At 35.7% G+C, this 24,949-nt stretch carries 21 protein-coding genes; 7 read left to right on the top strand and 14 right to left on the bottom strand.

Annotated elements, in window-relative coordinates:
• Nucleotides 1–7: 7 nt before the first annotated feature.
• The 10 genes from HNP77_RS06150 to dnaA all read right to left on the bottom strand — a co-directional run bounded on the left by HNP77_RS06150 (nt 8) and on the right by dnaA (nt 8,743).
• The gene (locus tag HNP77_RS06150) at nt 8–793 is read right to left on the bottom strand and encodes a DUF6675 family protein (RefSeq protein ID WP_184652299.1); all 786 of its coding nucleotides are present in this window, start codon (nt 791–793) and stop codon (nt 8–10) included.
• A gap of 31 nt (nt 794–824) precedes the next feature.
• Nucleotides 825–1,535: an RNA-binding cell elongation regulator Jag/EloR gene (gene jag / locus HNP77_RS06155; RefSeq protein ID WP_184652300.1), complete on the bottom strand. Its 711-nt coding sequence runs from the start codon at nt 1,533–1,535 to the stop codon at nt 825–827.
• 37 nt (nt 1,536–1,572) lie between these two features.
• Nucleotides 1,573–3,390, bottom strand: coding sequence for a membrane protein insertase YidC (gene yidC / locus HNP77_RS06160; protein ID WP_184652301.1), 1,818 nt, complete (start codon nt 3,388–3,390; stop codon nt 1,573–1,575).
• Nucleotides 3,387–3,686: a membrane protein insertion efficiency factor YidD gene (gene yidD, locus HNP77_RS06165; protein WP_184652302.1), complete on the bottom strand. Its 300-nt coding sequence runs from the start codon at nt 3,684–3,686 to the stop codon at nt 3,387–3,389. Before yidD ends, yidC begins: the two co-directional genes overlap by 4 nt.
• Nucleotides 3,641–4,018: a ribonuclease P protein component gene (gene rnpA / locus HNP77_RS06170; protein ID WP_184652303.1), complete on the bottom strand. Its 378-nt coding sequence runs from the start codon at nt 4,016–4,018 to the stop codon at nt 3,641–3,643. Before rnpA ends, yidD begins: the two co-directional genes overlap by 46 nt.
• Before the next feature lie 14 nt (nt 4,019–4,032).
• Nucleotides 4,033–4,188, bottom strand: coding sequence for a 50S ribosomal protein L34 (gene rpmH, locus HNP77_RS06175; RefSeq protein WP_184652304.1), 156 nt, complete (start codon nt 4,186–4,188; stop codon nt 4,033–4,035).
• A 47-nt stretch (nt 4,189–4,235) separates the two neighbouring features.
• On the bottom strand, nt 4,236–4,787 hold the full coding sequence (locus tag HNP77_RS06180) for a DciA family protein (RefSeq protein ID WP_184652305.1): 552 nt from the start codon (nt 4,785–4,787) through the stop codon (nt 4,236–4,238).
• Entirely contained in the window at nt 4,787–5,878 is a 1,092-nt protein-coding gene (recF, locus tag HNP77_RS06185; protein WP_184652306.1) for a DNA replication/repair protein RecF, read from the bottom strand. Before recF ends, HNP77_RS06180 begins: the two co-directional genes overlap by 1 nt.
• Nucleotides 5,879–7,003, bottom strand: a complete 1,125-nt coding sequence (gene dnaN / locus HNP77_RS06190; protein WP_184652307.1) for a DNA polymerase III subunit beta — start codon at nt 7,001–7,003, stop codon at nt 5,879–5,881.
• Nucleotides 7,004–7,264: 261 nt separating this feature from the next.
• The gene (gene dnaA / locus HNP77_RS06195; protein ID WP_184652308.1) at nt 7,265–8,743 is read right to left on the bottom strand and encodes a chromosomal replication initiator protein DnaA; all 1,479 of its coding nucleotides are present in this window, start codon (nt 8,741–8,743) and stop codon (nt 7,265–7,267) included.
• A gap of 203 nt (nt 8,744–8,946) precedes the next feature.
• Here dnaA and gyrB point away from each other — a divergent pair, with 203 nt between their 5' ends.
• Both gyrB and gyrA read left to right on the top strand, forming a co-directional pair.
• Nucleotides 8,947–10,971, top strand: a complete 2,025-nt coding sequence (gyrB, locus tag HNP77_RS06200) for a DNA topoisomerase (ATP-hydrolyzing) subunit B (protein ID WP_184652309.1) — start codon at nt 8,947–8,949, stop codon at nt 10,969–10,971.
• Nucleotides 10,972–11,028: 57 nt separating this feature from the next.
• Entirely contained in the window at nt 11,029–13,548 is a 2,520-nt protein-coding gene (gene gyrA / locus HNP77_RS06205) for a DNA topoisomerase (ATP-hydrolyzing) subunit A (protein ID WP_184652310.1), read from the top strand.
• Between the two features lie 268 nt (nt 13,549–13,816).
• Here gyrA and HNP77_RS06210 read toward each other — a convergent pair whose 3' ends face one another.
• Nucleotides 13,817–14,641, bottom strand: coding sequence for an ABC transporter substrate-binding protein (locus HNP77_RS06210; protein ID WP_184652311.1), 825 nt, complete (start codon nt 14,639–14,641; stop codon nt 13,817–13,819).
• A 64-nt stretch (nt 14,642–14,705) separates the two neighbouring features.
• Nucleotides 14,706–15,395, bottom strand: coding sequence for an orotate phosphoribosyltransferase (gene pyrE, locus HNP77_RS06215; protein ID WP_184652312.1), 690 nt, complete (start codon nt 15,393–15,395; stop codon nt 14,706–14,708).
• A gap of 123 nt (nt 15,396–15,518) precedes the next feature.
• Here pyrE and mgrA point away from each other — a divergent pair, with 123 nt between their 5' ends.
• Nucleotides 15,519–16,514 carry an L-glyceraldehyde 3-phosphate reductase gene (gene mgrA / locus HNP77_RS06220; RefSeq protein ID WP_184652313.1) on the top strand — a complete coding sequence of 332 codons (996 nt, stop codon included), beginning with the start codon at nt 15,519–15,521 and terminating at the stop codon, nt 16,512–16,514.
• A gap of 71 nt (nt 16,515–16,585) precedes the next feature.
• On the opposite strand, the gene HNP77_RS06225 is transcribed toward mgrA, so the two are convergent.
• A complete protein-coding gene (locus tag HNP77_RS06225) occupies nt 16,586–18,571 on the bottom strand; it encodes a glycoside hydrolase family 31 protein (RefSeq protein WP_184652314.1) in 1,986 nt (661 codons plus the stop codon).
• 413 nt (nt 18,572–18,984) lie between these two features.
• Here HNP77_RS06225 and HNP77_RS06230 point away from each other — a divergent pair, with 413 nt between their 5' ends.
• Both HNP77_RS06230 and argA read left to right on the top strand, forming a co-directional pair.
• The gene (locus tag HNP77_RS06230; protein WP_184652315.1) at nt 18,985–19,653 is read left to right on the top strand and encodes an epoxyqueuosine reductase QueH; all 669 of its coding nucleotides are present in this window, start codon (nt 18,985–18,987) and stop codon (nt 19,651–19,653) included.
• A 30-nt stretch (nt 19,654–19,683) separates the two neighbouring features.
• Nucleotides 19,684–21,024, top strand: coding sequence for an amino-acid N-acetyltransferase (gene argA, locus HNP77_RS06235; protein ID WP_184652316.1), 1,341 nt, complete (start codon nt 19,684–19,686; stop codon nt 21,022–21,024).
• 1,251 nt (nt 21,025–22,275) lie between these two features.
• On the opposite strand, the gene HNP77_RS06240 is transcribed toward argA, so the two are convergent.
• Nucleotides 22,276–22,755 (bottom strand): NUDIX hydrolase, encoded by a 480-nt coding sequence (locus HNP77_RS06240; RefSeq protein WP_184652317.1) that lies wholly within the window; start codon nt 22,753–22,755, stop codon nt 22,276–22,278.
• A gap of 198 nt (nt 22,756–22,953) precedes the next feature.
• Here HNP77_RS06240 and HNP77_RS06245 point away from each other — a divergent pair, with 198 nt between their 5' ends.
• Nucleotides 22,954–24,204 carry an SH3 domain-containing protein gene (locus HNP77_RS06245; RefSeq protein ID WP_184652318.1) on the top strand — a complete coding sequence of 417 codons (1,251 nt, stop codon included), beginning with the start codon at nt 22,954–22,956 and terminating at the stop codon, nt 24,202–24,204.
• The gene (locus HNP77_RS06250) at nt 24,201–24,884 is read left to right on the top strand and encodes a DNA alkylation repair protein (RefSeq protein WP_184652319.1); all 684 of its coding nucleotides are present in this window, start codon (nt 24,201–24,203) and stop codon (nt 24,882–24,884) included. Before HNP77_RS06245 ends, HNP77_RS06250 begins: the two co-directional genes overlap by 4 nt.
• Nucleotides 24,885–24,949: the final 65 nt, after the last annotated feature.

Here is a 24,949-nt window from a genome sequence, read left to right on the forward strand (position 1 = left end):
TACCACCTTAAAACTGTTTTATAAACCATTCATAAATCGCTTCCATTCTTGCAGAAAGAGATTCATTCATTTTGTTTTCAAGAAAACTCATCGAAGGAAACTTTGCTTCTACAACTGTATAAACAAGAAAATCATCCCCACAGTCATAAATTACAAGACCTATATGAAGATTTCCGTCTTCTACTGCAGTTATAGGGCCTATAGAAACATCTGTCGTATTTTCAAAAGATACACAAACTTCTGATTCTGACTGATGATACTTAAGCTCGTAAATAGTTTTTCCCAGTGAATTATCATTCAAAAGACAATAAAGAACTTTTCCGTCAGCAGAACCGCTTGTCTTATCAATAACCTTAGTCTTAGACTTTGGTCCGGAAACACAATACGCATCCTTATACAGGGTTTCGTACTTTTCATCACTATGAGAATAGTACTTCATTCCCTGCATTTTACTGATTGAACGGATAATCTTTGAAGCCTTTGAAATAGTTACAGATTCAGGCTGAGTTTTATTCAATTCAGACTTAGCAATCAAATACAGATTCTCTTTTATAAGAACCGGATTTTTCTTACTTGTCCACATGGAACTGATAAAACTTGAAAATTCCCCGTCTGGAAGTAAAGACAGGTCCTTTGTTTCATCTTTAAAATTTTTAGAAGAAACAGAACCGTCTTTTTTTAAGGTTTCATAAACATCTGAACCGACAAGTTCAGAAACAGAATAGGCTGATGCAAAAGCCGCAGAAGTCAAAAACACAGCTGCTGCAACTAACTTTATTAAAGTCTTTTTCATCAGTACACCTTCCTTTTAATAAGCAGAATTATTAATACATGCTTTTAAGAAAAACACGTACCTGCTTATATAAACCTTCTCCCTCCGATTTGGTTTCAACATCCGGGATATCATTTAAAGTTGTATGAATAAGTCTTCTTTCAAACGGATTCATTGGTTCAAGAAGAATAGAATTTCTTGTCTGGCGAACCTTATCTGCTGTGTTGTAAGCAAGACGAACAAGACTTTCTTCACGACGGATTCTATAGTTTTCTGTATCAAGAATTACACGTACGTCTTCTCTTCCAAGATGACCTGCATAAACATTTGCAAGAAGCTGAAGAGCATCAAGATTCTTTCCTTTGCGTCCAATAAGAATTGCAGAACTTTCAGATGTAAGCTTAAGTCCGAGTTTTTTATCTTCACGGAACATGATTTCTACAGTTACTTCATAACCCATTTTCTGAACAGTTTCAGAAACAAAAGAAAGAAGTTTCTGTTCAAAATCATCCTGTGGAAGCGGATTTGCTACTGCAGGTTTAGATTCTGCTCTTGAAGATGACTGTGCAGCAGGTGCTGCTTCACTAGAAGAACCGGCTCCGTCAACTGTGTGTACGCGGATTTTAACATAACCTGTCTTAAAAAGTGATTTTTTCTGAGATTCAAGAATTTCTACATCGAACTGATCTTTTTCAAGTCCGAGTTCCTGAGCTGCCTTTTCAATAGCTTCTTTTTCAGTCTTACCTTCATATTCGTAAGTCATTTATATATACCTCTTTATAAAAATTTCTTTATTTATTTTAGCGTGTTTTCTTTTTTCCACCCTTAAATTTAAGAGTGTTGGCATCAAGCTGAGGCCTGTTTTTTGCAAGTTCAGCACGCTTTTTCTTCATAATCTGATTAATAATAATCTGCTGCCCGATCTGAAGAATATTACTTGTTGTCCAGTAAAGCAAAAGTCCACTAGGAACATTATAGAACAGGAAGAAAAATATCAGAGGAAGTCCATACATCATAAACTTCATCTGTCCTCCAGAAGAACCCGGGTTTCCAAACTGTGTGATTTTTCCGCTTACAAGCTGAGAAATTGTATAAATAAACGGTAAAAGTCTCAGTGTTGACTGTGTAAACCATGATATAAAAGGAATATCTGCTTTCCATGTAAAGAGAACATCACCCTTTGAAAGGTCATCAATCCAGCCTGAAATAAAACTTGCGCCACGGAATTCAAAATAATTATTGAAAACATTATAAAGTGCAAACAAAATAATCATCTGTAAAATCATAGGAAGACAGCCACTTACAGGATTATAACCAACCTGCTTATAAAGTTTTGCCATTTCTACATTAAGCTGCTGTGGCTTATCTTTATATTTCTGCTGAAGTTCCTGCATTTTTGGCTGCAGTTCAGCCATTTTTACAGAACCCATTGCTGTTTTTTTATTGAGAGGGAAGAGAACAATCTTAAGAATCAATGTAAGAATTATGATTGCAACACCCCAGTTTCTTACAACGAGGAATATTTTTTCCATTCCCCACTTAAGAATAAACTCAATCCAGTAAAGAATTCCGCTGGTTTTTACGGCTTTATTGAAATTTGCATCATTAAGGTTCCATTCATTATTCTTAGCTTCATTGTATTTAATAAGCTCTGATTCACTTCTAGGACCTACATAAACGTAGAAACTGTCTTTTACAGCCTTAGACTTAATGTTTGTTCTCGTAATATAAAGCTGAGACTTATTACCGTTTACATAAGTATCAGTAACATCACGCATTACATCCGGATTTTCAGGCTTTATGAGGAATGTAAAATACTTACTTGCAACACCTGCCCAGTCATAAGCTTTTTTGTATGTCTTATTTGCAAGAGTATTACGTTCCTTACTGTTTTTCTTAGCTGCTACATATTCGCGGATTTCATATTTATCATCTTTGTAATTTTTTGGATAAATCTGTGGTGAAGTTCGGAGAGTATAATTTATTACTTCATGTTTTTCATCATTGAATTCAACAGCCACATCAAGCTTAAATACATTCTCATTCTGCTTTAAGTTGTATGTCTTTACAAACTTAAATGTAGGATATGTTTTTTCAAATCTAATGGCAAAATCTGAAACATCTTCATTCTGATAAATCTTTCTAGTCTCAGAATCTACGATTACGCCGTTATTTTCATCTTTCTTAAAATTCTTGAAAGTCGTCTCAAATACATCATTTACGGTATTTTTTCCGTCAAACTCAACAGCAAGAGCACGGTTGTTCTTTGTAACTTCCTCAACCATTTCAATAAGTTCAATGCTCTTATCTGATTTATGCTGTTTAAGTTTATAGCTTATAATATCGCCACCTTTACTTGTAAAAGTAATGATTGCTTTATTTGTTTCTACAACAAATTCCTGAGGAACTTCTTCTTTCTGTTCTTCAGAATTATCATTTAAAAGAGCCTGTACTTCTTTTTCCTTTTCTTCCTGCTTCTGTTTTTCTGCAAGTTCTGCGTTTTCGCGGTCAACCTCATTTTTTATATTCTGAGGTGCAATAAAAACAGTCTGCACAAACAAAGAAACAAACAGTACCAGGGCTGAAAGTACAATTGCAATTATTGCATTCTTAGTCATTTTTTGCCGTTCCTTAAAATTTTAATATTTTTAAACAAGACATATTCCTCAGGCACAGGATCATATCCTCCGCGACTATAGGGATTACATCTTAAAATTCGTTTTGCTGATAAATAAAATCCTTTGACTGGTCCATGTTTTTTTAAAGCTTCAACAGCATAATGCGAACAAGATGGCTCATATTTACAACATGGAGGAAAGAGGGGTGAAATAAAAACTTGATAAAACCGAATCGGCAGACACAAAACTTCTATAAAGAAATTTCGCAATCCTTTAATAATCCTGCTTTTTGGCATAAAGTCTTGAATATTTCACACCGCGAGTGGAACGTGTCATTTCCGGGATATACAAAAAACAATATGTCGTACCCGGTGTTCAGGTGTGTTTTGAATAAACGATAAGTTTCTCGGCTATAGCGTTTAGAAGCATTTCTTTGAACTGCATTGCCATAACCACGGGGAATAGGAAATCCGATTCTATTAAAATCTAATTCGTTACGCATGTAAAAGAGCTTTGCTCCATACACACTAACCCTTTTCCCTGTTTTAAAAAGTCTTTGGATGTCAGCAGGACGTTTTATATGTTCTTCACGCTTAAAACGTCCTGTTTTTAACAAGTAAGCTTCCATCCCCGATTAAAGAATTAGTATTTCTTGCCTTCTGAACAAACCGAAAGCTTGCGGCGTCCCTTTGCTCTTCTTCTTGCAAGAACTTTACGTCCACCTTTAGTAGCCATGCGGGCTCTGAATCCGAATTTTCTATTGCGCTTTACTTTACTTGGTTGATATGTACGTAACATAATTAACAACTCCCTAAAAAAATATACGATAGCAGTGCTAGACTATATCATTTATTTTTAGCATTGGTCAACATATCAGATTTAAGTTTGTCAAACAAATTTTTAAGTTTCTGAGGCATTTCTTCACTTTTTCTAGTATTTGCAGCTTTATTTTCAGCAAAACCCATCTCTTTTAACTTTTCTTCCTGAATATTAAGCTTTTTCAGTGCTTTTTCCTGAGCTTTCTGGAAATCTTTTTCATTTCGCTCAAAATCATGAATTTCTGCTTTTTTTCCTTTAAGCCTGAAAACTATTGAATTAATTTCAATTTCCGGCTTTTCCATTTTCATTCCCTTAAGAATAAAAACTTTATGAAGCTGTAAAAGTTCTATCCAGCCGGGATGATCTGCTTCTACAAGAAGAACTCCATTTTTTAAATCTATAACCCTGCTGTGTGAAGCTAAATTTTCCCCTTCATTAGGATTCACTTTTCCCCTGATTCTATAAAGAACTTTTCTCCAGACATCATAAATATCTGAAGCATTTTTCATAAAATCCGGTTTTAAATTATTGAATGTTAAATTAACAAGTTCTGCTGCAGAAAAAAAATCTTCACTCATTAAGATTCCGTCCACTGACCGTTAGTTATTTTATAAATTTTACTTGTACTTTTTTTATATCTTTCATACGGTTCACCATTCAGAAAAGTACAGAAAAGCTGGTCATATTCCGGGAGCAGGGCAGTTACTTTCTGCCGTTTATCAGGATCTAGTTCAAGAAGGACATCATCCATAAGCAAAACCGGTTTTTTTCCTGTAGCCTGATTATAAAACACTGCCTGGGCTGTTCTCAAAATCAAAGCAACAAGCCTTCTCTGTCCTGTAGAAGCTGTCGGAATAAAAGACTCTCTGTTTCTTACAAAAATAATTCTGTCTCTGTGAGGTCCGGACATTGTAGTACACATAACTTTTTCTACTTCTATCTTTGACCTTACCTGATTAAGAACATCATTTGCACTTTCAAGAGAACTGTCCTTCATATTCCATGACGGACTATAAACTATATGAACCCCATCAATTCCTGTTATGTCTTCATAAAGCTTTGGAAAAATCTGGTTAAACTTAAAAATTGCAAGTTTTCGTTTATTCTGCATTTCCATTCCGTACTGAACAAGCTGCATGTCATAAACATCCAGTAATTCGTACTTTTTTTCTTTCAAAGACAGGTTTCTTTCTTTAAGAACTTTTTTATACCGGCGGCTTACATCAATATACATGAGGTCATACATACTTAAAGACTGATCTATAAAAAAACGTTTCCTTTCCGGAGAACCAATTACAAAGTCCAGATCATCATGATTATAAAGCACGCAGGGCATTGTATTTACAAGATCCTTCCTGTCATGAAGCATCTTCCCGTCTTTTTCAATTCTTTTTTTATTATTTTCAAGAGTTATACTTGTCGTATGTGTAGTACCATTTTCTTCACGGTACATACTTCTGAGTCTTAAAGCATTTTCTCCGTCCTTTATAAGTTCCCCGTCCATACGGGTTCTAAAAGAAGAACCGTAAGAAGAATAGTATAAAGCTTCGAGAAGATTACTTTTTCCCTGTCCGTTTTTCCCGACAAAAAAAACTTCCTTTGAGGATAAATCAATAGACTGATTAACGAGATTTCTAAAATTTACAGGTGAAAGACTTAAAAACGGCAATTATTCTTTCTGCATCGGCATGATTATATGAAAGAATTCTGCAGCAGGTTCCGGTCTCATAGTCAGAGCCTTCATTTCTTCAGTAAATTCAAATGTAATTCTTTCAGTATCAATAGTCTTAAGCGGTTCATCTATATAGCGGTAATTCAATGCAATTGTATAAGACTGTCCGTCATATTCACATGGAATTTCTTCATCTGCACTACCAAGATCAGACTGTGGAGAAGTAATCTTAAGAACACCGCTGTTTATGTTGAGATAAATTCTTCCGGCTTTTTTATCAATCATCTGTGATACACGTTTAAGGGCACTTGAGAAATCACTTTTATTAACCTGGAAGCTATGTTCCTGATGTTCAGGAATGACTCTTTCGTAATTAGGAAACTGACCGTCAATAAGAACTGCACCGAATTTATAATTTCCAAACTTAAAGAAAATCATTTTATCAATAACGGCAATAGAAATATTTCCTTCCTCAGGAGCATGTTTCTGAACAATATTAAGAATCTTCGGATGAACAATTACTGCAGGAAAATCAATCTGAACATTATTAAGAAGAGGTTTTGAAGCAAAACTAAGGCGTCTTCCATCTGTACCTACAAGATTAATGTATTCATCTTTCTTTTCAAAATAAACTCCATTAAGGAAGTAACGGGTTTCATCTTCACTTACAGCAAAAGAAGTTTCACTGATCATTGATTTGAATTCTTTAGACGGAACTTCAAAATATGGAACATCTTCAGCAGAAGTAAATTCAGGAAATTTTTCCTGAGAAATACTTTTAATTTCGAATTTAATTCTTTTATCAACAGGTTTAATTATAGCATTTGTAGACTGTTCATCTCCAGAAACTTGCTGATTGAATTCAATTTCTCCAGAAGGAAGTGAAGTAAGAATTCCCATGAATTTATCACAGTAAATTGTAGTAGATCCATCTTCTTCAACTTGAACAGGAATCTGAGTTTCAAAATTTACTTTTATGTCTGTAGCTTTTATGTAAAGAGTATTATTACTTGTTGTTAAAAGAACATTAGACAAAATAGAAGATACATTTTTATTAGAAATGATTTCCTGAGCGATGGCAATTTCTTTTATCATTGCATCTTTATCAAAAGTAAATTTCATAACCAAACTCCTTATAAACTTGGTTTATTATTATAAATTTATAAATTTAGTAGTAGTAGTAATAAGGCCTGTGAATTTCTTAATAACTCATATAAATCTATATAATATATAAAGTTAGCAAGTGTATAAATTCGTGAAAAGAATTCACAGAATTCACAGCAATACACAGAAAAAAAAGTTATCCACTACTTTTCAACAGAATTGTAACATATTGTAAACGGGATTTCTACAATAAAAATATTCGTTAAAAAGCCTGAAATTCTATTTTTTATACTCCTTTACCAGTTTTATTATGGTCTGTATGTGAGAATCAAAATTTGAATCAGTCTTTATTTTGTCTTCTACTTGATTATAGCTATGCATGATTGTCGTATGGTCTCTGCCTCCAAAATCATCACCAAGCTGAGGATATGAAAAACCACCAAGCTGTCTTGCAATATAAATGGCAATCTGACGGGGAACAATTACTCTGTTGTTACGTTTTTTTCCTTTTATGTCGCTTACAGAGATGTTGTAATAATCTGCTACTACTTTCTGAACTATATCAATCGTAATGTTTTCAGTAGAAACTTGAGATACCTGATCCCTGAGAAGGTTCTGAAGGTTTGATAAAGTAATTGGTTTTCCGGTTATTTCCGTAAAGGCCAGAACTTTTGTAAGACAGGCTTCAAGATCACGGACGTTTGTCTGTACGTTTTCTGCAATATAGCTTACGGCATCAATATCAATCTGAGGAATTGTTTTGTTCATGTTGCTGAGCTTTTTCTGAATGATGGCACACCTTGTTTCATAATTAGGCGGCTGAAGGTCAAGACACATTCCTTTAGAACAGCGGGATTTTAATCTTTCACTGAATCCTTTTAATTCAGAAACAGGACGGTCACAGGTAAATACCATCTGAGCTTTCATCATTTCCAGAGCTTCGAAGGTATAAAATACTTCTTCCTGAGTTCCCAGCTTGTCTTTGAAAAAGTGAATGTCGTCCAGAAGGAGAACATCAAGCTTTCTGTATTTGTTTTTGAATCTGGTTATTGAGGAAGGACCTTCCTGTGTTGCAAGAATGAATTCATTTGTGAAATTTTCTGCAGTTATATAGCATATTTTTGCAGATTCTCCTTTCTGCGCGTATATATAGTTACCGATGGACTGCATTAAGTGAGTTTTTCCAAGTCCAACACCTCCGTATATAAGGAGAGGGTTGTAAGCTTTTCCAGGGTTTTTTGCTACTGCAAGAGAGACATTGTAAGCAAAATCCGAGTTTTCTCCGGTAACAAACTTTTCAAATGTATAGTCTTCCTTTAATTTTGGATGCTGCTTAGGTGCTGAACTCTGGGGTGTAAATGATTCTGTGACTTCAGAAGTTGAAGTTGAAGTTGAAGTTGTAAATTGAGGAACAGGTTCCTGAGCCTGAACCGGGGCAGCTGGAGTATTCTGCTGAATTTTGTTCTCAGAAGGGCTGTACGGGCTCTGTACATTGTTTTTTACGGTATAAACGATATTTATGGTTCTGCCTGTAAACTGAGCGATTTTAGACTGTATTGCGCTTACATAACCCATGCTTACCATTCTTGACCACATGAAATCAGAAGGAACACCTACTTTTATTTCTGTAAGATTGTCTTCGAGATATTCCATGTTGAACCAGATGAGGAATTCATTTTCCTGGCCCTTATTAATGTAATCCTGATGTATTTCTTTTAATGCTTCATCCCAAAAATCTTTATAGTTCTGTTCACTCATAAAAGCCGATTATAGTTCATCAATGGAAAGTTTTCCACAGCTAAACATATGTATTGTAGTAATATTCAGATACAGGAATTCAGAGGTTTGAGGGGAGTGTAGGAATAGACTTTTTGAGGTATAAAAAGTATAATTTCGTTCTCGAATTCTACATATAAAATATGTATTTAATTCAGTGACAAAACACATTATCGGAGCTAGAAATGTCAGACGAAAATACTAATTACGGTGCATCAAGTATTCAGGTTTTGCACGGACTTGAAGCTGTACGTAAGCGTCCTGGTATGTATATAGGTTCAACCGGTCCGAACGGTTTACATCATCTTGTATATGAAGTTGTTGATAACAGTATCGATGAAGCAATGGCTGGTTATTGTTCTAAAATCACTGTTGCTTTGGAAAAAGATGATATCTGTCGTGTAGAAGATGATGGACGCGGTATTCCTGTAGACATGCATCCTACTGAAAAAGTAAGTGCACTTGAACTTGTTCTTACCCGTCTGCATGCCGGTGGTAAATTTGATAAATCAACATATAAGGTTTCCGGTGGTTTGCACGGTGTAGGTGTTTCCTGTGTAAACGCTCTTTCTGTATGGATGACTGCAGATATTTTCCGTGACGGTTTTCATTATCAGCAGAAGTATGGAATAGGTATTCCTAAGACTAAAGTAGAAAAACTTGGAGAAACAAATCTTCATGGAACTACAATCCGCTGGAAGGCAGATTCTTCAATTTTTCAGGAAACAACAACTTATAATTTTGATGTTCTTGCAAATCGTCTTCGCGAACTTGCATTCCTTAATCCTGGAATTAATATTATTTTCCGTGATGAGCGTCTTGAAACTCCAAAAGAAGTTATTTTTAAGTTTGAGGGCGGTATTAATCATTACGTAACTTATCTTAATGAAGGCAAGCAGGTTGTTCCTGAACAGCCGGTTTATATAAGCGGAGAAAATAATGATGTTCAGATAGAAGTTTCACTTCAGTATAACGATTCATTCTCTGAGAATATTTATTCTTATGTTAATGACATCAATACCCGTGAAGGTGGAACTCATCTTGAAGGTTTTAAAACAGCCCTTACTTTTGTTCTGAATAAGTTTCTTGAAAAACGTGAAAAGCTTTTGAAAAAACTTGATAAGGAAGAACGGCTTACCGGTGATGATGTAAGATCAGGTCTTACTGCTGTTCTTTCAGTAAAAGTTCCGGAACCTCAGTTTGAAGGTCAGACAAAAACAAAGCTTGGAAACTCTGAAGTTCGCGGTTATGTAGATCAGCTTGTAAAAGAAAAGCTCACTCTCTGGGGAGAACAGAATCCTAAAATAATAGATCTTATTCTTGAAAAATCTGTCGGAGAAGCTGCTGCGCGTATTGCTGCCCGTAAAGCAAAAGACAATATGCGTAAGAAAACAATGTCTGACGGTTTTGGTCTTCCTGAAAAACTTTCTGACTGTTCGTTAAAAGATCCTGCACAGTGTGAAGTTTATATTGTAGAAGGAGACTCTGCAGGCGGTTCTGCAAAAAAAGGTCGTGATCCTAAGACACAGGCAATTCTTCCTCTCTGGGGAAAAATGCTTAACGTAGAAAAGGTTCGTCCTGAAAAAGTAATGAATAATGATAAACTGGAACCGGTAATTGCTTCTTTAGGTGCTGGGTTTGGAAAAGATTTTAATATTGATAAGCTTAGATATCATAAAATTATAATTATGGCAGATGCCGATGTTGACGGAAGTCATATTCGTACTCTTCTGCTTACTTTCTTTTTCCGTTACATGCCGCAGCTTATTGAGCATGGTTATGTCTATCTTGCTATGCCACCTCTTTACAGACTTCAGAAGGGTAAGAGAGGAAAAGTTCATTATGCATATTCAGATGAAGAACGTGACCAGATTCTTGCTGATTTAAGAAAGGAACCATCTGTTGCTTCTGCTGATGAAAAAGATGAAGAAGAAGCTGATGCAGTAGAAGATAATTCTTCTTCAGAAAAAACAGATGAAAAGAAAAAGAAGAGTGATATAGATATTCAGCGCTATAAAGGTCTTGGTGAAATGGATGGTAATCAGCTTTGGGAAACAACAATGGATCCTGCAAACAGAAAGATGCGGGTAGTAACAATTCCTGATGCTGTTGCTGCTGATAAGATTTTCAGTGTCTGCATGGGTGAAGAAGTTGAACCTCGCCGTCAGTTCATTGAAAGCAATTCAAGTTATGCAAACCTGGATTTCTAGTTTTCACAGTTCATTTTAAGAACGGATTTTAATACTTAACTTATAGAGAGAAAAAAAATGGAAGAGATAAAGACACCGGAAGGCGGAACAGTAATAAAGATACCGATTGAGGATGAAGTAAAGCAGGCATATATTGACTACTCAATGTCTGTAATTGTACAGCGTGCCTTGCCAGATGTTCGTGACGGTCTTAAACCTGTACATCGCCGTATTATGTATGCAATGGACACTCTTCATCTTTCCAGCGGCGGAAAAACGAAAAAGTGTGCTACTATCGTCGGTGAAGTTCTCGGACATTATCATCCTCATGGTGATGCTTCCGTTTATGATGCTCTTGTTCGTCTTGGTCAGGATTTTGCACAGCGTTATACAACTGTAATACCACAGGGAAACTTTGGTACTATTGCCGGTGACCCTGCTGCTGCTTACCGTTATACAGAAGCAAAAATGTCAAAGATTTCTGAAGAAATGGTTGCGGATATTTCTAAAAATACCGTAGACATGATTCCGAACTTTGATGATACGACAAAAGAACCTAGCGTATTACCGGGAGCGTTTCCATTCCTGCTTTGTAACGGAACTACAGGTATTGCTGTCGGTATGGCAACAAATATGCCTACCCACAATCTCAGGGAAGTAGCAGCTGCAATTTCTGCATATATCGACAACCCTGAAATTTCTATTGATGAACTGATGAATTACATTAAAGGTCCGGACTTTCCTACCGGAGGTGTAATTTATGGTCGAGAGGGAATAAAAAAGGCATATAAAACTGGACGCGGAAAAATTACTATCCGTTCGAAGTTTACGATTGAAACAGATAAGAATGGCCGTGAATCAATTGTATTTACAGAAGTTCCGTACGGAATAAATACGACAAATATCATCCGCCGCATAAAGGAATTAGTTCGTGACAAGCAGATAGAAGGTATTGTCGGAGCAAACGATGAGTCTTCAGACCGTTCAGGCATGCGTCTTGTTGTAGATTTAAAACGCGGTGCAATTACTAAGGTTGTATTGAATCAGCTTTTTGCAAAAACTGATTTGCAGTCAAACTTTGGTGTTATAAATCTTGCTCTTGTTCCACAGGAAAAAGAAAAGGGCATTCGTTATGAAGAACCTGGTTACCTGACTTTAAAAGCAGAATATCTTAAACCGGAAGTTTTAAATCTTAAACAGCTTATCATGCATTTTGTTAAGCATCGTGATGAGGTAATAACCCGTCGTACGATTTATGATCTCAAAGTTGCTAAACATAGAATGCATATTCTGGAAGCTCTCATAACGGCAATTAATAATATTGATGAAGTTATCAAGATTATTAAGGAAAGTCGTGATACGAATGAAGCTAAAGCAAGACTTGAACAGCGCTTTAATTTTGATGATGAACAGGCACAGGCTATTGTTGATATGCAGCTTAAGCGCCTTACACATCTTCAGATTGAAGACCTTCAGAATGAAATCAAAGAACTTCAGGCTTTGATTGATTATCTTCAGGGTCTTCTTGATGATCACAGCAGAATTCTTCAGCTTATTAAGGATGACACAAATAAGCTTGCAGAGAAATATGGTGATGACCGCCGTACAGACATTGTTGCAGGAGAAGTTGAAAGCATTAACGTAGAAGATATGATTAAAGAAGAGGATATGGTTATCCTTATTTCAAAACTTGGTTATATCAAGCGTGTTCCTGTAAGTCAGTACAAGAGCCAGGGTCGTGGCGGAAAGGGAACTATTTCTGCAAAACTTGTTGAAGAAGATTACATTAACCAGATGTTTGTTGCTTCAACGCATGAGCATTTGATTTTCATTACTAATCTTGGAAAGGCTTACTGGGTTAAAGTTCATGAAATTCCGGAAGCCGGAAAAACCAGCCGCGGTTCACATATAAAGAGTCTTCTTGCTGTAAGTGCAAATGAAGAGATTACTATTGTTGAACGTATCCGTGAATTCAGTGAATCTGAATATTTGTTTATGGCTACTGCAAACGGTATTGTTAAAAAGACACCTACAAATGAATTCCGTAATGCAAAGGCTAAGGGTATGCAGGCTATTCGTCTTGATGACGGAGACCGGCTTGTCAGTACAGTTCTTTCTCAGGGTAATTTTGAAATTATGCTTATCAGCCGTCGCGGTCAGGCTTTGCGAATTACAGAAGAAGATGTTCGTCCAATGGGAAGAAGCAGCCGTGGCGTAAACGGAATGAAACTTTCTGGAGGAGACGAGCTTTGTGCAGCTACTCCTGTAATTCCAGAAACAGATATGCTTGTTATTACTGAAAAAGGATTTGGAAAGAGAGTTTCCTTTGATGAATTCTCGGCTCATGGTCGTGGAACTGGCGGACAGAAAGTCTTTGGTAATGTTGATGATAAGGGAGAAATTGTTGGTGCCCTTACCATTAAAGAAAAAGACAGTATCATGTGTATCACCAGTCAGGGAACTTCCCTTAGAGTTGATGCTTCTTCAATTTCTAAGCAGGGAAGGGGAAGCAGCGGCGTAAGAGTTGTTGATATTTCTGAACCTGATTATGTTGTTGGTGTCGATAGAATCGCAGCCAGTGATAATGAAGATAAGTAAATAAGGCTAAAAAAAGGGGATGACCAATAAGTTTACATCCTAGTGTCATTCCGAATTTGTTTCGGAATCTATAGAACTAGATGTGGTGTAGATGCTGAAACACACATTCGTAGCAGGTGCGTGCGAATGTGGCGTAGCGTTCAGTATGAGTCATTGCCGTGCTCGACACGGCAATCTCTTGTATTGTAATTAAATAGATTTTCGGGTCGTGCCCGAAAATGACATTTTTTGAACTTTTTGGACATCCCCTTTTTTATTATATTAATGTTTATTTGTGCAGCTGGTCATAAAGTTTTTCAGCAGCCTGAATTATTCTTGGACCAGGTCTTGTAAACAGATTAGAATCTATAAAAATAACAGATTCATTTTTTACAGCTTTTATTTGTTCCCAACCGGCACGTTTTTTTAGTGTATTTATAGTAATTCCATTTTCTACAGGAATGATTATTACATCTGGATTTCGAGAAAGAATAGCTTCTTCACTGATTATGGGATATACATCTTCTACATCAGAAAAAATGTTTTTTCCACCGGCAAGGTTTATTACGTCATTTATGAAGGATTTTTTACCGGCAGACATAAAAGGAGCATTCCAAACTTCCCAATAAACGTCAGGAATAGAATTATTCTTATTTTTTTTTTCATTAAGGGATTTAATCTGTATCCTTAACTGTCTGGTAACAGATTGACTTTCTTCGACATGATGTGTAACTGACCCCATAAATTCTATTTCAGTAAGTATATCTTCAATGTCTTTTGTTTCAGAAAGATAGACCGGTATGTTCAGGTTTTCAAGATTTTCTTTTACAGTATCATGAATTCCTAAAGATCCGTAAACGAAATCCGGTTTGTAAGAAAGAATTGTTTCTATACTGAGAGTATCTCCTGAAAAACCACCTATACTTGGAATCTGTTTCAGACTTTCAGGATAGTCACAAAAATCTGTTCTTGCAACTATGTGGTCTTCAGCCCCGATTGTACTTAGGATTTCTGCCCCGCTTGGACATAAAACGACAATTCTTTCTGCTTTTGTTATTGTAAGTTTATTTTCTGTACCCTTTTTATTACAGCTTACAGACAAAAGTGTACTCATAAGTGTAACCATAAAAATGGCTGTATGCTTTATAAAAAGGGAATTTTTATTAGAATACTTCATCTTAGAAATCTGCACCCCATTCAGCGTAGTAGGCATCAATTTCTTTTTTCAGTTCATCAGTTATAACGCCGTTTTTTCCTGGAGTGTAAAGGGTTTCTACGACTTCTTTCATGGAAACAATTGCTTTTGCAGGGAAACCGTATTTTTCTGAAATTACCTGAAGGGCACTTTTTGTTGAATCAGCAGCTCTTTCCATTCTGTTAAGAGAAACTATTTCTCCCACAATTTTTATTCCGCCGGGAGTAGTTTCCTGTGCTTTTATTTTAGGATAAGTTTCTTCGATTGATTTTCCGGAAGTTGTAACGTCTTCAATTATTACGACTCTGTCTCCGTCTTTAATTCCATATCCAAGAAGTGAACCTTTGTCTGCACCATGATCTTTTTCTTCTTTGCGGTCAGCGCAGTATTTTATCTCTTTATTGTAAAGTTTTGAGTATGCAATACAGGTTGCAACGCTTAAAGGAATTCCTTTGTAGGCAGGTCCGAAAAGTACATCGAAATCATCTCCGAAGTTATCATGAATTGCTTTTGCATAAAACTCTCCGAGGCGTTCCAGCTGGCTGCCTGTTATATAAGCACCTGCATTCATAAAGAAAGGAGATTTTCTTCCGCTTTTTAATGTGAAAGAACCAAATTTGAGTACATTGCACTCAACCATAAAATCAATAAATTCTTTTTTATACTGTTCCATGGAACTTTATTTTACTGATTTTTCTACAGAAGGTTAAGGGTAGGGTAGGGGAGTATTTTTTTACGATTTTATTTAAAAATTTTAACCTCGACAAATTATTTAACTAAGTCTACAATTTTTTGTATGAGCGTATATTTAGCAGATTCAAAGAGATATGAAGGTACGATGGAGTACCAGCGTTGTGGAAAAAGTGGTCTTAAGCTTCCGAGAATTTCTCTTGGACTTTGGCATAATTTTGGTTCAGTAGATGATTTTGAAAATCAGAAGAAAATGATTTTTAAGGCATTTGATCTGGGAATTACTCATTTTGACCTGGCAAATAATTATGGTCCTGAACCTGGAAGTGCTGAAGAAAACTTTGGAAGAATTATAAATCAGGAACTTAAATCTTACAGGGATGAAATTATAGTTTCTACAAAAGCCGGATACGGGATGTGGCCTGGTCCATACGGAGATTTTGGTTCAAGAAAGTATCTTATTGCAAGTTTGAATCAGAGTCTTAAGAGAATGAATCTTGAATATGTGGATATTTTTTATCATCACAGACCGGATCCAGAAACCCCTCTTGAAGAAACAATGTCTGCCGTAAGTGATTCCATAAAATGTGGAAAAGCTTTGTATGCGGGAATTTCAAATTATCATGCAGAGGATACAAAAAAAGCTGCAGCCTTGCTTAAGGCCAACGGAACACCTCTTCTCATTAACCAGTTCAGATATAATATGTTTGACCGCTGGAGTGAGGAAGACGGACTTCTTGATGCCCTTGATGAAGTTGGAGCTGGTTCTATAACTTTCAGTCCTCTGGCACAGGGTATTCTTTCTACAAAGTATTTTAATGGAATTCCGGAAAATTCCCGTGCAACCCGTGGTGTATTCCTGAAAAAAGAATTCATAACGGAAGAAAAGATTTCAAAAGCAAAGAAGCTGAATGAAATGGCATTGGACAGGGGACAGTCTCTGTCTCAGATGGCATTGGCCTGGAATTTGAGAAAGAATCGCGTTACTTCAGTTTTAATTGGTGCACATAATCCTGAGCAGATTGAAGAAAATGTTAAAACTGTTCAGAAATTGAATTTTACAGATTCAGAATTGAATGAAATTGAAGCAATTTTAAAATAAAAAAAATTGTGTACTTTTGGTTGAGGAAAACTGTCAGTTAACCAAAAGTACACAAAAAGGTTTTCAAGTTTTCAGGCTTTTTTGAAGACGGGTATGCAGTCAATTGGTGCATTCACTACGTACGTTTTTCCTCCTTTGTAAACTTTTCCGTCATTTATGTTTTTCCAGTTGCCGGCTGGAAGATATACAGAGCGTTTGTATTCTTCTGCATGAAGAACAGGTGCTACAAGATATTCATTTCCAAACATATATTGATCCCGAATATTCCAGCAGGTTTCATCATCCGGGAATTCATAGAACATTGCCCTCATAAGTGGGGTTCCTTTTTCGTGTGCTTCTTTCATGAGGGTTTCAATATAGTCTCTCAGGCTTTCTCTGAGTTTTATCTGTTTTTCCATTATTTTCTGAGCATCTTTACCATAAGACCATATTTCATTGTCCTGTCCGGACCAGCAGAATCCTCCGCCGTAATCTCTGTCTGTAACAAAGGGTTTAAGCTGCGGACTTCTGTCTCCGTGAAGTCTCAGTATTGGAGTGAAGACACCAAATTCAAACCAGCGCATTAACAGATGAATGAAGGCCGGATCTTTTGGATCTCCATACATAAAGCCTCCCACATCGGTTGTCCACCATGGAATACCTGCAAGACCCATGTTGATTCCTTGTGAAACAGAATCTTCGAGACATTCAAATGTACTTTGTACGTCTCCGTTCCAGAGGACTACGCCATATTTCTGACTTCCAACCCAGGCACAGCGTTCAAGGTTAACAAAATTCTTTTTTCCGATTTTGTTGAATCCGTCGGCAAATGTCTGTGCATAAAGTTTTGGATAAAGGTTGCTGACTTTAAGTGCAGGCCCGATACGGTATCTGTAGTTTTCAAAGTCGTATACAGAAAGATCCGGTTCAGCATTATCGAGCCAGAACATATCAATTCCGTATTTTACATAATTCTTTAAACATGCTTTCCAGAGAAAATTGCGGGCTTCCTGTGCTGTAAGATCAATCGTGCGACAGTCTCCGTTAAAATCATAGGTTTGAATAACACCCCGTTCACATCTAAGGAAAAGTCCTTTTTCGGCAAGAGGCCAGTAGTTTACGCTTTTTTTATCTACGCTAGGCCATACGCTAACCATAACTTTAGTTCCCATTGCATGAAGTTCATCACACATTGCTTTTGGGTCAGGCCAGTATTCTTTGTCAAAACTCCAGTCTCCCTGACGGCACCAGTGGAAGAAGTCTATGACTATTACATCAAGATGAATGCCCAGCTCTTTATATTTTCTTGCAACTGTAAGAACTTCTTCCTGTGTTCTGTAACGCAGCTTGCACTGCCAGAATCCGAGATAATCTTTTGGCATCAGAGGTGCTCTTCCGACACATTCTGTATAGCGTTCAGTGATTTCTTTTGGAGTATTACCGGCGGTAATCCAGTAATCCAGTTCATCGCTGCATTCACTTTTCCATTCAGTCATATTTGTAGCAAATGTTACTCTGCCTACTGCCGGGTTGTTCCAGAGAAAGCCGTAGCCTAAGCTTGAGACTGCAAATGGTATGGAAATCTGTGAGTTGCGCTGTGCGAGTTCAAGAACGCATCCTTTAAGGTTAAGGTATGGCTGCTGATACTGGCCCATGCCGAAAATTTTTTCATCATCATTTGGATTGAATCTTGCCGTAATCTGGTATTCTCCGCCGCCGATGTTTCCTTTGTACTGACGGTTTACAACTTTAAGGGCAATGCTTTCATTTGATGCGGAATGGTCGTAGCTGCGGTGATATTCCTGAAGAATTTTTTTTCCGTTTTTTTCAAAAGTTATAACGCCGCCTGCATTTAGTTTTGCAGAAAGTTTTCCGTTTGAAATGCTGGCGCCTGAATCTGAAATTTCTATTTTTACGGAAGATTTGGTTTTTACAGTTTCTGTAAGTCCCCAGGTATTTTTTGTAAATTCTGGATTCATCGTTGCACGAATTCTAAGGGAATCCGTTCCCCAAGGTTCAATCTTAACTGTTTCTCCGTTTTTTTCAAAAATCAGGGAATTAGAACTTTTCTTAAACATAAAGACTCCGTTGGTTGAGCTTTTTGTAAGGGATACTGGCAGACGACGCTGTCTTCTATATCTCTTTCAATTATAAAACAATAATACAATTTTTCCTTTTGAATAATGGTAAATTTTGTATGAAAAAAATTAAATTTTTAATGGGGACAGGTTTTAATATAAATAAAACATACATGAAAATACTCAAATCGGTAAAAAACAGAATAATCATTTCGTTATACTAAGAAAATGCAATTCGTTATTTTATTAAGGTTCAGTTAAGGGTTAATCTTTTTTGAAGAGGAAAATCATGTCTTTATAAATATTGAACCCAAACTACTCAGTGTTTTTGAGATATAGTGCCCTTGATTGTCATGTGCCTTCCGGAAGGTTTTCGGGTGGCACATTTTTTTTTACAGTGGTATTCTTCTTTTATGAAAGAAGAAAAGATTGATTATCAGAAACAGCTGACTCAAATTATACTGCAGGTGCAGAAGCTTCCTGTTAAACCAAAGCTTTTGCTTCATGCATGCTGTGCACCATGTTCTTCTTATGTTATTGAATACCTGTCAGCTTTTTTTGATATTACGATTTATTATTTTAATCCGAATATCCATCCTCAATCTGAATATGAACGTAGACTGGAAGAGTTGAAAGTCTTTTTGTCAAAGTTTCCTTTAGCATTACAAAACAGTGTTAAGCTTGAGGTTGCAGAGTATAATCCTGAGATTTTTTTTGATGCCGTAAAAACCAGGGAACAGCCGGAACTGCAGGAAGAACCTGAAAGGGGAGAACGATGTCGCCGCTGTTATGAATTCCGAATGAAAAAAGCTTTTGAATTTGCAGTTAATAATAAGTATGATTATTTTACGACTACGCTGTCTATCAGTCCTTATAAAGATGCCGTGAAAATAAATACAATTGGCTATACATTTGACAACTTGTCAGATGTTAAGTATTTACCGGCTGATTTTAAGAAGAAGAATGGCTTTTTAAGAAGCCTGCAGCTTAGTTCTGAATACGGATTATACAGGCAGGATTATTGTGGATGCGTATATTCTATGCGCAGCAAACATGATAACTCCAAACAGACTGATAGTTAGTAGTCAATATTTATGGGATAGGAAGGGTATATGAAAGCAGAAATTGTGCATGGTAAAGCAGAACAGATTCGTGATGTAATCAGGTATATTCAAAGGTTTAAAGATGCTTTAGTAATCATTTACATGGATGAGAATCTGATTGAGTCTCCATTATTTTTAAGTCATATAAAAGATATTGCTAAAATTCATGATGCAGGACTTAAAGTAATAATGATTCCTGGCGCCAGTAAACGTATAGATGAAATATTGAAGGTTTCAAATATTTCCTGGTCTGTACATGATAACTGTCGTATTACAGGTCCTGAAGCAATGCCATTGATAAAGATGGCAGCCTTTGATGTATCAAATCAGGTTATGACTGCACTGGCAGGAGAAAAGAAAACAGCGCTTATTGGTAACTGGGTCAGGGCCAGAGGAAAGGGCGTTGTTGATGGATTTGATTTTGGTACAAACGGTGAAATTGATAAGCTTCAGGTTGATACAATACAGACGGTTTTAGATGACGGGTTTATCCCTATCTTCCCGTGTATTGGATGGAGTGCTGCCGGCAAGCCGTATAATATTTCTTCTGTTGAGCTGGCAAAGCAGGTTGCAATTCATTTAAAAGCAGACAAGCTTTTTTATGTTGTGCCTGATGCTGAGATAAATGATTCTACTTTTTCTTTACCTGAGAATATTGGTCTCTCTGGAGAGGGAACAGTTCCTGCTATGAATATTGAAGAACTGGATTCTTTTATTGAGACTAATAAAAATACAAATGGAAATGTTTCACGTGAAAAAATAATTAATCTTTTGAAACTTGCAAAAGAGGCATGTATATCTGGAGTTTCTCGTGTTCATATTTTGAATGGATCTTTAGATGGTACTATTCCATGTGAAATTTTCAGCGACTTTGGTTCTGGTACAATGATTTACTGTAATAACTATGGCACTATCAGAGATATGGGCCGTGATGATATTTCTGCAGTACTTTCTGTAATGAAACCATTTATTGATTCCGGCATTCTTTTACCACGGACAAAGGAAATGCTTAATAATCAGATAGGTGATTATATTGTTTATGAACTTGATGGTGCTATAAGAGCCTGTGCTTCTTTAGTAAAATATCCGGACGGTCAGATGGAGATTGCAGGGGTTGCTGTGGATAAAACTTGTTCTCACATTGGTATCGGTCCAAAGCTGATAGAATTTCTTGTTTCACGTGCAACAAAATTAAAAGCAAAAAGTATTTTCCTTCTTACAACACAAACTGCAGATTGGTTTGAGACACTTGGATTTACGGAATCTACAGTTGAATCCTTGCCCGCAAAGCGAAGGGAAATATGGACTCCTCAAAGAAGTTCAAAAGTTATGAGACTTAATATTAAATAGTTTTTATAAAGTGCCTTGAAGACTTTAGCAGGTTTTCAAGGTATTTTTTTGGAAGTAATCTGTTAAAAAAGTGTAATCTGTGTTTCACATGAAACATTTTATTTTTGAAATACTGGATATGATCCCCTGACTTTGTGTCGGGGGATTTTTTATTGGGCTTTATTTATAAAGCTTATAAAGCTGAACAGCTGCTGTCTGGCTTATGGACCTGCATATATAATTTATGTACCTGATTACCAGTCAAAGTGATGTTTGTGTGTATTCTGTGGATAACTTTTGTATAAGTATTGATATAAATTTTCTGATTGTATTCTTGTGTTTATAAAAGCCTTTAAACACGGGGTTTTTTACCTTTTTCTTTTTAGATTCAGGCTAATCTCATTATTTACAGGTTGTGGATAACTTGTGGTTTTTTGTAGCGGAAATTATAGGAATTTATCTTATATTGCATATTCTGATATGTTTTTTTTGTTCAGGATAAATTTTATTTAGTGTAATATTCTTGGTGAAGTTTTTTTTACGCTATCAATATGGTTATTCGTTACATTAATAAAAGGGATTTTAACTGAATTTTTGTTTCAATATAAAGAGTACAATATTTCTAAAATGTTTGAGTCAGTAAAAATTGTAATACTTTAATCGGAAGATGAATCTGAATGATTTAAACCAGTGCAGGTCTTTTTTAACAATATAGTCCATTCGTGTAAGTTTTTTTCAGGAGGGTATTTCGTATCATCTAAAATGCTTATATTTATTACGAGCTGCGTATAGTACACGAGGTTTATGGACGGTGCCAGAGTTTAATTGTTGTGTTTCACATGAAACATAAATACATAAAGTTTTGTGAAGAATGAAGAAACTGCTGCTGGTGATTTGATCTTTTTATGTTCTTTGATTGAGGTTAGTTTATGCGGCGCTTTATTTTATCCTGGTAAGCGGGCGTATCTGTTACAGGCTGGAAATTATTCAGGTGTGATAGCTGCCAGGTAGTGAAACTATTGTTTATGATTTTTTTTCTGTACATTTCAGAAACCCCTCATATTTTCAGCCTGAAATAATGAATTTCAGTTACAGAAAATTTGTTTGAGGTTCAAATAAGGTGACAGATACATATATATAGAAGAAAGTTGAAGATGTGTATAATACTATAATTATGTATAGTAATATACACATCTTATTGAGGGGGTAGTACAAACCCTCAAAACGGCGAAGTCAAGGCTTTAAGCGTTAGCGTGCCTTGACTCGACGTATTTAGAAGTCGATTTCTTTTCCATTAAGAACGGCTTTTTGCAGTCTTCCTGATTTATAAATAAGTTTCAGAGAGAAAAAAGGTTCATTACTTTGAAGAAGATTTAAAAAAATAACATCTCCCTGCCAGTGTTCAAGTTTCATGAAATCTGTTTTTTTTATCCATTCTAGATTTCCTTCATCACATTCTTTTATTGTTCCTGTAAATTTATCAGCGGTGTACAGACACATGTATTCAGCCGGATCATCATCTGAAAGAAATGTAACTATTCCGCGGAATTGATAGGAAGTTAATGTAAGCCCTGTTTCTTCAAAAACTTCCCTCAGCAGACAGTCTTCCGGACTTTCTCCAAATTCAAAATGACCACCGACTCCTATCCATTTATTATGGTTAATGTCGTTTGCTTTTTTTGTCCTGTGCAGCAGGAGGTAAGAGTCTTCGTTTTCGATATAGCATAAAGTTGTAAGCTGTGATTTTTCCATAAAAGAAACTGTATCTAAAATTATTAAAAAATTAAAGAGATGGGTTCAGTTATGTTTTGTATATACAGATATTGCTTCTTATAAACAGAGTGATTTTGAGAGGAGCAGTTGCGGCAGATTATATTTATTACTTATTTCTGTAAAATTTGTAAAAAGTATAGTCTTTACCTTTTTCTTAAATTTATCATAAAATTGCGGTTGCACAAAAAAAAGGAGTTTAGAATGAAAAAAGGTATGAAAAAGACAACAACATTGATACTGGTGATGTCTTGTTTTGTATGCGGATGGTCAGAAAAATTAAAAGGATATAAAGAGGTTTCAGAACTGTCTGATTATACGGATTTGCAGTTTTACAATGTTGCTTATTCTGATAATTCAAATGAAATTTTTGAGAAAGACAAGAAATGGAAAAAAACAAAAAACTTAATATCTGAAGTACTTGCTGAAAAAAATGATCTATCTGTAACGCTTTATTATGAACGGAAAAGTGAAGATGCAACATATAGTGATAATATTGTAAACGCCTATGTTGAAATAAAAAAAGGTACAAACGTTGTAAATTATAAATACGGTTTGTCTTTTGATAGATATAAAGAAAGTGTTGGATTCATAAAAAATACCAGCGTTGAGTCAAAAGGCGGACATGATGTGATTATTATTAAAAGTGACTGGAATCCAGGAACTGCAGGCAGCGGGTTCTCTTCTACAAGAGTTTCTGTTTTTGAAGTTGTAAATAAAGCAAACTCAATTCATTATTTAGGAGATTATCTGGAATATTATTCTGATTCAGAACTTAGTATTAATTCATCAGAAACTTGGGTTGATGAAAAGTCTTTATGTGTATATGAAAAATCTGAAAATGCAGGGTTTTTTAATATATGGACTCTGTTAATTTTTGATTTTTCAAAAGCAGAAAAAAGAATGGTATTTGAATTGTTTGAATATTTGCATGGTGAAAAAAGACCTTACACTGTCAAAGTTATAGCACCAGGAAAAAAAATTTATAAGAAAGAGGGTAAAGGCTTTATTCCCGCAGATGATTTAAAAATAAATTCTTTGCTTGAACTGGGTAGCGTAGAATTCATACCTGCAAAAATTCTAAATAAAGTAACCTTCATGTTAAAAGTTGAAGACGGATATGTTATGGTTGATGATGTTATAGATTGGCTTGGTTGCATAAATAATACAGTACTGTATATTCAGCCAAAAGAAATGGTTGTAAAAACAAATCTCCGGCTTCGCTCTGAACAGGGAACTGCAGCAGATATAATAACAACGATTAAGCAGGGAGCAAGAGTAAAAGTTGTGGAATTAGGTAATTCAGATATAATTGATGATATAGAATCTAAATGGGTAAAAGTTGAAGTTGTAAAAAAGGCAAAAACTTCTGACGGAAAAGATGTTGAGGAAGGAACAACAGGCTGGTGTTTCGGCGGATATTTAAAATGACAAATGAACAGATTGTAAAACATTTATTTTCTCTGCAGGATAAAAAATTCAGGGAGTTTCATCTTAAACTTATTCCTGGAATTGAAACGGATAAAGTAATTGGAGTAAGAACTCCGGTATTAAGAAAATTTGCAAAGGAAATTATAAAAGCCGGCAGTGGAGAAGAATTTTTATCTTCACTTCCTCATTATTACTATGAAGAAAATCAGTTGCATAGTTTTATTCTTTCTGAAGAAAAAGATTTTGATAACTGTATAAAATATGTGGATAAGTTTTTACCGTATATAAATAACTGGGCAACCTGTGATCAGCTTCTTCCTAAAGTTTTTAAGAAGCAGCCGCAGAAACTTTTACCGCATATAAATCTTTGGATTGAATCTGGAGAGACTTATAAAATTCGTTTTGCAATCGGTATGCTGATGCAGCATTTTTTAGATGTTCTTTTTGAAGAAAGGTTTGCACAAAAAGTTGCATCGGTTCATTCTGAAGAATATTACGTAAAAATGATGCAGGCCTGGTATTTTGCAACGGCTCTGGCAAAGCAGTATGAGTCTGCTGTAAAGTATCTGGAAGAAAAAAAATTAGAGTCCTGGACACATAATAAGACTATTCAGAAAGCAATTGAAAGTTTCAGGGTTCCTGATGAAAGAAAAGAATATTTAAGGACTTTGAAGGTTTAATTGAATATTTAAAACAAAAAAAGGCTGCCGGAAAATTAGTTTTATTCTCCGGCAGCCTTTTGCTT

Source organism: Treponema rectale, assembly GCF_014202035.1.
Classification (GTDB): Bacteria; Spirochaetota; Spirochaetia; order Treponematales; family Treponemataceae; genus Treponema_D; species Treponema_D rectale.

What these genes read in the sequence shown, in the direction of transcription:
- HNP77_RS06150 (WP_184652299.1), bottom strand. Translation starts at nt 793, where the DNA reads ATGAAAAAGACTTTAATAAAGTTAGTTGCAGCAGCTGTGTTTTTGACT.
- jag (WP_184652300.1), bottom strand. Translation starts at nt 1,535, where the DNA reads ATGACTTACGAATATGAAGGTAAGACTGAAAAAGAAGCTATTGAAAAG.
- yidC (WP_184652301.1), bottom strand. Translation starts at nt 3,390, where the DNA reads ATGACTAAGAATGCAATAATTGCAATTGTACTTTCAGCCCTGGTACTG.
- yidD (WP_184652302.1), bottom strand. Translation starts at nt 3,686, where the DNA reads ATGCCAAAAAGCAGGATTATTAAAGGATTGCGAAATTTCTTTATAGAA.
- rnpA (WP_184652303.1), bottom strand. Translation starts at nt 4,018, where the DNA reads ATGGAAGCTTACTTGTTAAAAACAGGACGTTTTAAGCGTGAAGAACAT.
- rpmH (WP_184652304.1), bottom strand. Translation starts at nt 4,188, where the DNA reads ATGTTACGTACATATCAACCAAGTAAAGTAAAGCGCAATAGAAAATTC.
- HNP77_RS06180 (WP_184652305.1), bottom strand. Translation starts at nt 4,787, where the DNA reads ATGAGTGAAGATTTTTTTTCTGCAGCAGAACTTGTTAATTTAACATTC.
- dnaN (WP_184652307.1), bottom strand. Translation starts at nt 7,003, where the DNA reads ATGAAATTTACTTTTGATAAAGATGCAATGATAAAAGAAATTGCCATC.
- dnaA (WP_184652308.1), bottom strand. Translation starts at nt 8,743, where the DNA reads ATGAGTGAACAGAACTATAAAGATTTTTGGGATGAAGCATTAAAAGAA.
- gyrB (WP_184652309.1), top strand. Translation starts at nt 8,947, where the DNA reads ATGTCAGACGAAAATACTAATTACGGTGCATCAAGTATTCAGGTTTTG.
- gyrA (WP_184652310.1), top strand. Translation starts at nt 11,029, where the DNA reads ATGGAAGAGATAAAGACACCGGAAGGCGGAACAGTAATAAAGATACCG.
- HNP77_RS06210 (WP_184652311.1), bottom strand. Translation starts at nt 14,641, where the DNA reads ATGAGTACACTTTTGTCTGTAAGCTGTAATAAAAAGGGTACAGAAAAT.
- pyrE (WP_184652312.1), bottom strand. Translation starts at nt 15,395, where the DNA reads ATGGAACAGTATAAAAAAGAATTTATTGATTTTATGGTTGAGTGCAAT.
- mgrA (WP_184652313.1), top strand. Translation starts at nt 15,519, where the DNA reads ATGAGCGTATATTTAGCAGATTCAAAGAGATATGAAGGTACGATGGAG.
- HNP77_RS06225 (WP_184652314.1), bottom strand. Translation starts at nt 18,571, where the DNA reads ATGTTTAAGAAAAGTTCTAATTCCCTGATTTTTGAAAAAAACGGAGAA.
- HNP77_RS06230 (WP_184652315.1), top strand. Translation starts at nt 18,985, where the DNA reads ATGAAAGAAGAAAAGATTGATTATCAGAAACAGCTGACTCAAATTATA.
- argA (WP_184652316.1), top strand. Translation starts at nt 19,684, where the DNA reads ATGAAAGCAGAAATTGTGCATGGTAAAGCAGAACAGATTCGTGATGTA.
- HNP77_RS06240 (WP_184652317.1), bottom strand. Translation starts at nt 22,755, where the DNA reads ATGGAAAAATCACAGCTTACAACTTTATGCTATATCGAAAACGAAGAC.
- HNP77_RS06250 (WP_184652319.1), top strand. Translation starts at nt 24,201, where the DNA reads ATGACAAATGAACAGATTGTAAAACATTTATTTTCTCTGCAGGATAAA.